Origin of the sequence: Lactobacillus equicursoris DSM 19284 = JCM 14600 = CIP 110162 (genome assembly GCF_001434815.1) — a bacterium.
Classification (GTDB): Bacteria; Bacillota; Bacilli; order Lactobacillales; family Lactobacillaceae; genus Lactobacillus; species Lactobacillus equicursoris.
Genome location: NZ_AZDU01000052.1, coordinates 1 through 10,586, shown reverse-complemented (window position 1 = coordinate 10,586; position 10,586 = coordinate 1). Strand labels below are relative to the sequence as shown.

Here is a 10,586-nt window from a genome sequence, read left to right as displayed (position 1 = left end):
ATCACCCCCTCATACGAGGGGAATACACTAACTACAAAATGAAAACGAATGCCAAAAAAGGATCACCCCCTCATACGAGGGGAATACTTGAGAGCCGGTTATTTGCAGGGCGTTCGGTGAGGATCACCCCCTCATACGAGGGGAATACTGATCACAAAATTAATCTCTGTATAGTCGTTAAGGATCACCCCCTCATACGAGGGGAATACGCAACGAATATGAGCAGATTGTGGATGCAATAAGGATCACCCCCTCATACGAGGGGAATACCAAGCACACACAGCATTCCAAACACACACAGCAGGATCACCCCCTCATACGAGGGGAATACTCCGTTTGATCAAACGGCCGCCCAGTACTATCAGGATCACCCCCTCATACGAGGGGAATACCAAGCACACACAGCATTCCAAACACACACAGCAGGATCACCCCCTCATACGAGGGGAATACCAAGCACACACAGCATTCCAAACACACACATCAGGATCACCCCCTCATACGAGGGGAATACTAAGCCTTGTTATTGACGGAAAGGCGTTCATCAGGATCACCCCCTCATACGAGGGGAATACTAAGCCTTGTTATTGACGGAAAGGCGTTCATCAGGATCACCCCCTCATACGAGGGGAATACTGGCGGTTGTACCACCTATACCGCTAACGGCTAGGATCACCCCCTCATACGAGGGGAATACAAGACATCAAAAAGTTGTCAATCAAGGCGACTGGGATCACCCCCTCATACGAGGGGAATACACTAAAAGATCCCTTATTTGACGCCATTCTCATAGTTTCAAAACATAATTTTCAATGAGTTTCTTCGTCAAATCCATCTCCGCCTTTGCATCAGATACCGCGTTGTGTGGCCGGTCATTTTTGATCCCGTAGTACAATAGTACACTTTTGAGCTTATAACTGTCTAGCTCAACCACCTTATTTTTTACCACTGTCATTAGGTCTCGAGTACGATTGGAAATTATATCAATGCCATGTAAACGACAAGCCTGATTTAAAAAGCTCAAATCAAACTTGAAGTTATAGCCTACAAGCACAGCATCCCCGACAAATTCCTTAAGTTCCTTTATCGCTTCTACTTCGTCTACCCCATCTTTCATCACGATATCATGGGTTAAACCGGTTAAATCTACAATATCTTTGCTAATCTGGACATCCTGCTTAATCACCCGATAAAACTCTGCCCTATCATTGCGTACGGCACCAACTGACAAAATTCTATCCTTTTCAGAATCCAGACCTGTAGTTTCAATATCGACAGCAGCGAAGTTCACAGCATCAGCGTTAACAACATGCCTTGCATGACCATACTTCTTTTCAGCTACTCTTGCCTCATGATACTTTGCAGCATTACTAAAGCCATGCTGAACTAGATCAGGGTCGTTTAAAAATTTGACAAACTCAAGTCCATCTAGATCAACAATCTTCTTGGATGGTCTAGTCGTTTTAAAAGTGAAGCCTTGCTCATTGTTGGTGTTATATACAATGGTTGCTTCACCATTACCGATGTTCTTTTGAACCCGTTCCCAAAGATTATCTCTAACTCTAGCACTGACATTGCCAACATAGACTCCTGTCTGAATCTCTTGGCACCATCTGGTCAAATCACCTCTAAGTGCATAGGGAGTCTTAGACAAAGTAATTACAATCATTCTGCATCATCTTGTCTTTCGTGATATTGAACGCCAAACTTCTGCAAGCCTAGCTTGTCATCCCAGAGGTTCAAAACATCGACATCATCCTGATTTGCATCCTCGTCTTGTAAAAGCAACCTTTTCAAGTCAGTGATCATACGCTTAATTAGCTTGCTTTCCCGAAATTTATCCCTCATGGCATGGCGGGTGTGCGTATCAATGTCCTCATTACCGTAAAGAGCCGTCATCTCGAAGGCCACAGGAATTGAAAATTCAGCCTTATACAAATCGGCAAAGTCATAAACAAAAGCTAAGTCGTGCCCCGTGTGCACAAAGCCGAGTCCTGGAGAAGCTCCCATCGCCGCAATCACACTGTAGCTTAGCCCATATAGTGCCTGGTGGGCTGAGGTCAAAGCCTTGTTGATTGGCGTTCCGGCTTCATAATTGTCAGGATTATATTCACGTTTATCCCATGGAACCCCAGTTTTCTTTGATTGTTCCCGGTATACTGCGCGAACTCTTGAGCCTTCTTTGCCGCGCAATTCCTGCATGCTTAAATCTGACACATCTTCATTTGGAAAACGCATCTGGTACATTTGCCGGGCCACCTTTACTCTGGTCCGGGTATTGGAAACCAGCTTAGCCTGGGCTTCAAGAAGGCGCGATGATCTATTCAGGGCGCGGCCATGGGCATACTCGCGCACGCCTTGTTCGCCAACCCAAACTACCGCCATGCCTGAGTCCCCCATTAGCTCAATAGCTCTATGAGTCACATCAACGCCTGGTCCTAAGAGCAAAACGCTAATCACGGCCGCTGGGACATAGATTATCCCCTCAGTGTCCCTGACTTCGATTGCCCCGTCTTTACGATCTAAGCGACACTTTTCTAAATACAAAAAGGTAATTCGATCTTCGGTCCGACCTAGCTCTGTTAGGTCGGGCTTTTTGTAGCTTGCTTCGACTTTCATGATCTACATTGGGATCACTGTCATCAATCCCATCCCAAAAGCCTTCTCTCTGCCCAGTCCTTCTGTCAGAACATTTCTAAATTTTGACAGATCTGTAATTTGTAGGACACCTTCATAGACTGTCCGGTTCAAAGAAACCCGCGACTGCTTTCTTAAACTTGGACGGTCATGGCCAACCACATCAGCACTTAATAGCTTAAAGCCACCGTTTTCCGCTTTATTTTCCAACCATCCCAATTGCTTATCTACAGCAAAGTAAGGGATAATCTTGCCAGGGTGCTTACTTGACTTGCCACCTCTAAAAGCTGGATTAGCCGTCAATCTAAAGCGTAAGACCTGATTTTTAGCGAGCCGATTCAAAAACGGTTCGTAGTCCTTGCTCATGGCAGTACCAGGACGACCATACTTTTCAAGTTTTTCTAAGTCTGGTTTGTCTGGACTAAGCAAAAGCAGATAAGTTCTGCCTTGCAATTGGTCAATTCGCCACAAGTGACGCTTTCGCTCACCTTGAGCGATTTCGTCTGGAAAAGATTGCTCAATCCAGCCATGATAAGCACCGAGATGAGACAAGTCTCTAATCTTCTGACGATTCTTGGTATCAATCTCAACTCTTGATAAGTACATCTCAGCCCTCCTATTTACACAGCTCCAAATGCATCATGTTCCATCGAAGCATGGTATGATGGATTTTCTAATTCAACTCTGGTCTTGGCAAGTACTCTAAAGCCAAAGTGACGGTAACGCGGATTAAAGCTTTCTACTCGATCCTTTTCAGTCCAGGTAACATTTGGATTGTCGATCAAGTTAGCATCTGCCACAATCTCAGTCTTGTAGTTTTCTTTTCTAAGCTTCTTTTGATACCAGCTACTTGCTTGCCAAGGCAATTGCTTAAGTGCTTCTACGGGATTAGCATCTTCAAAAACGTTCGTTTTCAAAATGCCAGCTGGTGGGCAAGACCGGCGGCCAAGGTATAGTTGAAATTTAGGGTGCTTCAAGGCATCAGCAATTCGATCAATCTCCTCATCATCCCCGCCAATTGCTACAACATAAACCGCATCCTGATAGTAATCCCGATAGGTTAACTTACGTGTATCGGTCTTCCACTCCACAGTGTGAAAGTCTGTTAGTACCTTGCCTCTTTGATCGGTTCTTACAGCAAAAGCCAAATCGTTCAGCTTGGTGATCTCCGGGTTATCCCGGCGCATCCCCAAGGCTGCGCCAATCATCCCGATTACCGCACTTTTTGACGGTACGGGCCAGCTAGTCCGGCGCTCGAAGTTTGCTTCATTGCCATATGACTGCAAAGGAGCGGTTAATTTAATTGTTAAGGTCTTCATCTTCTACCGCCTTCTTCAAGACGTCACGCAACTTGTCGAGCAAGTCATTCAAGTTGTCCTCTTTTTCGCCAATCTTGGTATCAAACTTGCCTGCTACCAACGTTGCAAGTGGGGCATCAACAAAAGCTTGAGTATCAACAAATTCTGCTTCTAACTTGTTTACAGAGTTTTCTAGATAGCCCTTGCCATCTCTTGCAGTTGCAGGTTGCTCAAAAGCTGATACCAGGTTGACTGGGGTATCATCGCGAACAGTAACCATTAAATAGCTTGGCACAGTTTTGTTAGCAAAAGAGTTTTGCTTACCGGTTGGCATGGAGAGGGCGAAGTCTTTTACAAAGGTAACCGCACCTTCAACAGCATCTTTACCATCCAGGTTGTGCGCAAGTTCACCCATGTTAACGTTAGCATAACGATAAAGAGTAGCTGAATCGTATTGAGTGGTTTGAATCAAAGCAGCCCCGCTTTGTTCCTTACCTTGCAAATCATCCAAAGCAGTAAAGTAATCATATTCAGGAATGATTTCATGGGTTGAAATGGCGTGAGCTACTTGGGCTGAGGCATCAACGTTTAGTTCTGGGTTGTCAGCCACCATTCGACCAAAGAGAGCCAAGTCCAAAGAATTTCCTTGTAACAGATTCTTCTTTGCTTCCTTCTTGTCAAGTTCTTCGCCTGCCAAGACGTACTTAGCAAGGCCTTCGATTTGACCCTTGCTTACCATTAATAAGGCACCAGTTACGTTATCCTTCTTAACCTTAATGCCAGCTGCACCTAAGGCAGCTGCTGCCATCTTGTCGGCTTCTTCTTGACTGAGGCTGCTGTCAAGTTCCATCAACTTTTCGGCAAGGAGTTGTGGTACCTTCAAAGTCCGAGTACCGATTTCAGCACCATCTTCAGCAAAGGCCTTCCGAGTAGCTCTCTTCCAGGATTGGGACGAAACTCTTGCTCTCATTACGCCGCCGTAAAAAGCAGTCTTTGGTGCACCAGTATCATCGCGGTTGATGTTAGAGGATGGTACAGTTTGCAAAACGTTGATGTCAAGGTATAGGTTCTTACTCATGATTTTTTCTCCTTATTAATTCTTGTCTTCGTTTTTCTGATCTTGCTTGTTTAAACGGTAGTATTGTTCACCCCAGAGCAGGCGTACTTGGTTTGCTTCTTGGTAGCCGAATTGGAAGCGGTAAAGATCGCTAGCTAAGCGAGCATAATCAATCTTGATGCCAGTCTTCTTCCCTTTGACAATCTGCATCAGGTGAGTCAACTGGTCAATTACTGCTTGAACATTGGTTGATCCAAGCAGTGCCTCTACCCGGCGGTTTAGAGCAGTTTCTGAGTCACTATTTTTCAAGCGATTCAAAGCCTCAAAGAATTCTACCCCGCCGTCTTCGTTTGCATCTTTGCTCTTCTTGGCATAAACGCAAACTTCATTTGCTTGCTGGTGGACAGCATACATTCTAACTGCAGCAAAAATCGCCTTCTCTGCGTGAGTTTGCTTGCCGTTTTTACTTAGCCACTCTTCTTTCATATTGGCTAAAAAGATTGGCCAAACCTTTTGGGCCCGGCTGCCGTCAAGGCTAGCGGTTGAGCGCAAAGCAGCCAGAGCAGCCTTATCCATATCGCCATTATTGTACAATTGCTCAATAATTTGGCTGGTTACCCGTTCAATATCATGTGCCATGTAATCACTTCTCCTTCCTATTATTTATGAATGACTTTCCAGACGCCAGCTTTAAATTTGCTTGCGGCCTTAAAGATGTTGTCGCGATCTTTGTCAGCATCATCATTACCCGACTTTTTAACCCCCGTGATATCTCTTGGGGTCATTTGTTCTAGGAATTGGTCAAGAGTTTGAAGGGAAAGTTTTTGAAGCTCATCCTTCCATTCCCTGACTTTTTCTTCACGTTCATCTTGGTTAGATAACCCTGACAACCAATTAGTAAAAGGTTCATTCAGGTTGTCATAAAAGTCCTGACTCTTACGGCCAGCAAAATCCCCTGCACCACGACTGCCAAAGCGAATGGTGCCAATTTCCATCAAAAAGCCATAGTACTTGCGACCAACAGTCTGATTTAGTTCAACCATTTCTTCAATTCTGGCTGGCCACTTCTTTGCTAGATCTGGATTCTCGTCAAAGAGAACATCTGCCTCAATTTGCAGGTTATCATCAAATTCAGCTGCCGGCATCAACGAGGTTGCCCCACCATTACTGATAATACCAGTGGTATGAAGATTAATTCTGGCAGTGCTTTGAATGTAACCACCCTCTTTCAGAATATTAATCCATTCGATAATTAGTGGTTGTTTACCCTCATTCTTCTCCAGTGGAACGTACTGACCGAAGTTACGCCACATAGCCCAGCCCAAGCTGCTAAGCTGCCGTGTTGCTGGAATCCAGTTGCCATCCTTATCCTTGCGCCAAGTTGACATTGGCTCAATGTCGAAAGCATTAGTACTATTAAATGCAGGTAAGCCAGCGCTAAAGACAGTTGGTACATCATCTTTCCATTCAATGTGGAGCAATCGAGACCAAACTGTATACACTTCCGCGTAATTATCAGGCTTGATTTGCTTTAAACGCTTCTTTACGTAACTGTCCAAATCTTCTTCCCAAACCGGCTTTTGAATTGTATATTTATCCTCGTCATCATTGAGCAGAATCATGTTCAACAGTAAAGTTTCAAAAAGATTCTTTCCTTTGATGTAAATTGGATTTAAGGTATAAAGCCAGCCACGTCCATTGGACATTTTTTCTTTAGCAACAACCTTAGTTTTATCTGTCACGCCGGTGAAGTTTTGGTAAGAAATAACCCATCTGACAAGTTCATCAATGCTCATCTTGTTTTTCTGTGGTGCACTCTTTGGTGCGAAAAGCGCTACAGAATTACCACTTTGGGAAATAAGACGGTTCATCTGCATCAAATCAACTGTACCTTTTCCCTTATCCACACGTTTCGCAGCCACTACATGAGCATCATATTGTTCCTTGGTCACCTGATAAAACGGATGTGATCCAAAAAAGTCAAACAAATCAGCATTTCTATCAAGATAGTTAAAAACTGCATCTGTGAATCCACCTTTTGATGATAAAGCTTCCCAGGTATTAAGCAGTTCTTCACTGTCAAATTCAGCTTCATCAATGTTTGATCCAACAACCTGCATTCGTTCATCTAACTTTAGCCATTCGTATGCCTGACCATCTTCATTAACTCTTGAATAGATAGTTGTCAAAATCGCTTCTAGTAATCTTAATACTGCTAAATCTTGACCATGCATTTCACCAGCAATCTGCCGGTAATCTTTGGCATTTTTCAGCAACTCTTCAATAGATACAAGCCGTTCCGAATTTGTCTTGCTTTCCAAGACTTTAATCCAAGGCTCGGTAACTAAATTAAAGCTATCCACTATTTTTCACCTTCCTCTTTTTCATGTGTCAGCCCAATCGCGGGCAAATACTTCAACCGGTAGCCGGCAAAAGTCGTCTCATTATTTTCATCAAGAACTAGTGCTATAGAACCCTTAAGCCAAGGACTATTTTGCCATTCAGGAAATCTCTTGATCGTAATCGTTTCAAGAGTCTTAATTGCCTTATCAACATCAAGTGTAAGCACCCCTGGCAAGCGAATAATTTCCTGAGCTAAATCCCTGTCTCCTATCTCATCCACAGCTACGGTTTCTTTTCCCTCATCCAACAAATAATATTTACTATCAACCTCCTTTAATAAAATCACCTCTACGCTTTCACGAATGTCCCGAACTGCGGCAATCGCCTGATTTTCATCAAGATTTCCTGCATCCCAGTCAAGCCAGCCATGCAATGTTAACTTTCTAAGCTTACGTTTGTTTTGCAAATCAGTTTCTTTTTTGGGATACTTTGGATCACTCACCTGGAAGCTTTCCGCCTTACTATTTTCTTTGGCAAAATGTTTATCGGAGTCTTCCTTGGCATCCTGAAGATTTTCAACTTGGTCATCTGTTGGTGGATCGTAAACTTTTTGCACCAAAATCGAAATATCATCGGGTAGCTTCACGACTCTTGGCAAAAAAGCTTCTGTCTTTTGCAAGTAATACTTCTCATAGATGGCTTCGTTAGCATCACCATAACCATCGCCTTCAGGTTTAAGAACGTACAACACACTTTCTTCCAGGCCTTCTGGTCTATCGATTTCATGCCGGTGCAGGCGACCTGCCCTTTGTAAAAGCAAGTCCATTGGAGCAATATCAGTGAACAACACATCAAAGTCGATATCCAATGATTGTTCAAGCACCTGAGTGCCGATAACAATGTATTTCTTTGGTCGCTGACCATTCTTGCCAATTAAATCCTGTAGCTTCTCCTCTTTATTCATCCGATCCGTTGCTAGAAATGCTGAATGAAGTACTAGACAACCGACACCTTTAGGAACTAATTTAGCAAATTCTTGAGCTCTTTTAACCGTATTTACAATGATGCCGGCAACGCCGCCGTTTGCAATTTTAGCCTCAACCTTCGCCATAACGACATTTGGATCTTCGTCTAAATATTCAATCTGCAGCTCATGACTTGGCAGTTTCTGACCAAAGTTGGAAATTTGTTTAAGTTCTTGACCATCCAGGATGCTTAATAGCGGATAAGCATAGTTGTCTTCCCAGCCATCAGCAGCAATTAAGTTCTGCTCAAAAGATGAATGATATTTCCCCTTAAAGTAGGTGCCAATAATCTCGTTTCTCTTCTCTTTTGGCAGAGTTGCTGAAAGAATGATTACCGGTACATGATAAGCTCCTAGCCATTCAAGTGCTTTGTATAGGTAACTATTCATATAGGCATCGTAAGCATGGACTTCGTCCAGGATGATCACCTTATTGCTAAAGCCCAGGTGACGCAAGAACAAGTGCTTCTGCTTTAGCCCCATCAAGAGCAAATTATCAATTGTTCCGACTTCAAAGTCAGCTAAGATCGATTTTTTGCCAGAAAACCAAGAGTTTACTGAGATAGCACCTTCTTGGATGCCCGATGAATCTTCATCATCTAGGTCCACATCTTCTGCTCTTGGCAAATCAGTAAAGTCAGAATTAAGATAGGCTTTCCCATGTAGCAATTCCATTGAGAAGTTTAGTTCATTCCCTTGAGCCATCTTTCTGGCCCAATCTTCAACACGCCTGAACATGGCATTGGATGTTGCTTGCGTTGGCAAACCAACATATACGCCGCTTCTTCCCGTTGCGGAAGCAAGTTGTTCCGCTGCCGCCAGGGCAATTTCTGTCTTGCCGATTCCCATCGGTGCTTCAACGATCATCAATCCTGGGTCATTTGCCTCAAGAAGTTTGTCAGCCATTACTTCCTGAATTTGCCGCGGCGCAAAGCCAAAGTGGTCCTGATAGTAGCGCTTGGCATCGTTAACTTCATCCGGTTCCCATTGATCATTTAGTTTCCAAGTCTTAATTGCACTTTGCCAGCGCTTATCCATATCCAGGCTGTCAAAGCCTTCATCTAAACCAATTAGGGTAAACATTGGGTAGTCGACATTGTCATTTAGATATTCGCTAGATGCCAGCCAGTCAGACATGATCAACAAGCCTTCAAGGATTACAGCCTCAGCCTGAGTGACTGGTGGAACATCTTTGATATCTTTATAGCCTGCCAATTCTCGACCGTATCGAATTAGTTCTCCTTGAGCCTTTTTCCAAGGTGCTTTAGCTTGCTCATCATTGTCAGATTGATAATAATTTGAAGTATAGTCAACTAGCTGATCAATTGGAGACTTCGATTGTGGCTTACCGTGGTGACCACCAATAATGGCCGCAACAGTTTCATTTAGACCAGCATCCTGTAAAATTGCTTCCCCAGCCCGAGCATGAGGGGACTTAGCAGGGCTAGATAAAGTTGCATCGGCAAGGCCTTTGAAGGAATGGTGCATCAGTCGATCAACTAAAATCTCATCAAGCTGGTCATCGTGGTTATATGATCTCTTTACTTGAAATGCCGGAGTCGCCTTGCCTATGTCGTGGATGTAACACAAAAATTTGATCAGTTTACCCATCTCGCGTTCAGCCTGTTCTTGGGCTTTTACAGGAGATAAGCCAGCTTTAACCATCTCCGAAGCAATTCTTTGAGTTAAAAAATTTCGATCTCCATCACTCAACCAATGTGTATAAAGCCAGTATTCTACATTTTTCGTGTCTACTAAGTGAGCAACAAGGGGAAGCCAGCGAGGATCTCCATCTCGATTTGATTTTTTGCCCCAAAGTGCAAGGGCATCGTCTGACAATTCCATTTTTATCTCCTAGGTCTTTATAACACACTCATTTTGTAAAATCATTCAATTGACACTTACAGTATATCACCCACCATCGATAATGCAACCCTTTTCTTTTAGATAACAAATAAAAAAGGCTTTGCATTCTTGCAAAGCCTTCCCTCACTAGTGTGAGGAACTAGAAAATTCCTGAGTACATCTCATAACCCACTCAGGGTCACCCTCATTTCAATGAGGAACCAACTTTAGTATAGCATGCATGTTTTTGTGTATACACAATATGTCTACTTTTTCACACAAAAAACTAAATTACGATTCCACACTTCCACTCCCTCCTTATTTACGTTATAATAATAGGAGTGACGGAGAGTTGGCAGAGTGGTAATGCAGCGGACTCGAA

The 10,586-nt window shown here is 43.5% G+C and carries 8 protein-coding genes and 1 CRISPR repeat array; all 8 genes read right to left on the bottom strand.

The features are described from left to right. Nucleotides 1-58: 58 nt before the first annotated feature. A CRISPR array of direct repeats spans nt 59-758; the repeat unit is 29 nt; unit sequence AGGATCACCCCCTCATACGAGGGGAATAC. Nucleotides 759-787: 29 nt separating this feature from the next. From cas2e to FC20_RS08215, 8 genes are read right to left on the bottom strand one after another with little or no spacing between them, the layout of a single operon-like run. Next, entirely contained in the window at nt 788-1,669 is an 882-nt protein-coding gene (cas2e, locus tag FC20_RS08250; RefSeq protein WP_008462596.1) for a type I-E CRISPR-associated endoribonuclease Cas2e, read from the bottom strand. Further along, nucleotides 1,666-2,619 carry a type I-E CRISPR-associated endonuclease Cas1e gene (cas1e, locus tag FC20_RS08245; protein ID WP_008462594.1) on the bottom strand — a complete coding sequence of 318 codons (954 nt, stop codon included), beginning with the start codon at nt 2,617-2,619 and terminating at the stop codon, nt 1,666-1,668. Before cas1e ends, cas2e begins: the two co-directional genes overlap by 4 nt. A gap of 3 nt (nt 2,620-2,622) precedes the next feature. Then, nucleotides 2,623-3,243, bottom strand: a complete 621-nt coding sequence (cas6e, locus tag FC20_RS08240; RefSeq protein WP_008462592.1) for a type I-E CRISPR-associated protein Cas6/Cse3/CasE — start codon at nt 3,241-3,243, stop codon at nt 2,623-2,625. 14 nt (nt 3,244-3,257) lie between these two features. Then, nucleotides 3,258-3,956, bottom strand: a complete 699-nt coding sequence (gene cas5e, locus FC20_RS08235; RefSeq protein WP_008462591.1) for a type I-E CRISPR-associated protein Cas5/CasD — start codon at nt 3,954-3,956, stop codon at nt 3,258-3,260. Beyond that, entirely contained in the window at nt 3,937-5,013 is a 1,077-nt protein-coding gene (cas7e, locus tag FC20_RS08230; RefSeq protein ID WP_056945369.1) for a type I-E CRISPR-associated protein Cas7/Cse4/CasC, read from the bottom strand. The genes cas5e and cas7e overlap by 20 nt, the downstream gene beginning before the upstream one ends. 15 nt (nt 5,014-5,028) lie before the next feature. After that, nucleotides 5,029-5,631, bottom strand: coding sequence for a type I-E CRISPR-associated protein Cse2/CasB (gene casB, locus FC20_RS08225; RefSeq protein ID WP_008462589.1), 603 nt, complete (start codon nt 5,629-5,631; stop codon nt 5,029-5,031). 20 nt (nt 5,632-5,651) lie between these two features. Beyond that, on the bottom strand, nt 5,652-7,355 hold the full coding sequence (locus FC20_RS08220; protein ID WP_008462587.1) for a type I-E CRISPR-associated protein Cse1/CasA: 1,704 nt from the start codon (nt 7,353-7,355) through the stop codon (nt 5,652-5,654). Next, entirely contained in the window at nt 7,355-10,204 is a 2,850-nt protein-coding gene (locus FC20_RS08215) for a CRISPR-associated helicase/endonuclease Cas3 (protein ID WP_008462586.1), read from the bottom strand. The genes FC20_RS08220 and FC20_RS08215 overlap by 1 nt, the downstream gene beginning before the upstream one ends. Nucleotides 10,205-10,586: the final 382 nt, after the last annotated feature.

Coding starts and splice junctions, on each gene's coding strand:
- cas2e (WP_008462596.1), bottom strand. CDS start 1,669: ATGATTGTAATTACTTTGTCTAAGACTCCCTATGCACTTAGAGGTGAT.
- cas1e (WP_008462594.1), bottom strand. CDS start 2,619: ATGAAAGTCGAAGCAAGCTACAAAAAGCCCGACCTAACAGAGCTAGGT.
- cas6e (WP_008462592.1), bottom strand. CDS start 3,243: ATGTACTTATCAAGAGTTGAGATTGATACCAAGAATCGTCAGAAGATT.
- cas5e (WP_008462591.1), bottom strand. CDS start 3,956: ATGAAGACCTTAACAATTAAATTAACCGCTCCTTTGCAGTCATATGGC.
- cas7e (WP_056945369.1), bottom strand. CDS start 5,013: ATGAGTAAGAACCTATACCTTGACATCAACGTTTTGCAAACTGTACCA.
- casB (WP_008462589.1), bottom strand. CDS start 5,631: ATGGCACATGATATTGAACGGGTAACCAGCCAAATTATTGAGCAATTG.
- FC20_RS08215 (WP_008462586.1), bottom strand. CDS start 10,204: ATGGAATTGTCAGACGATGCCCTTGCACTTTGGGGCAAAAAATCAAAT.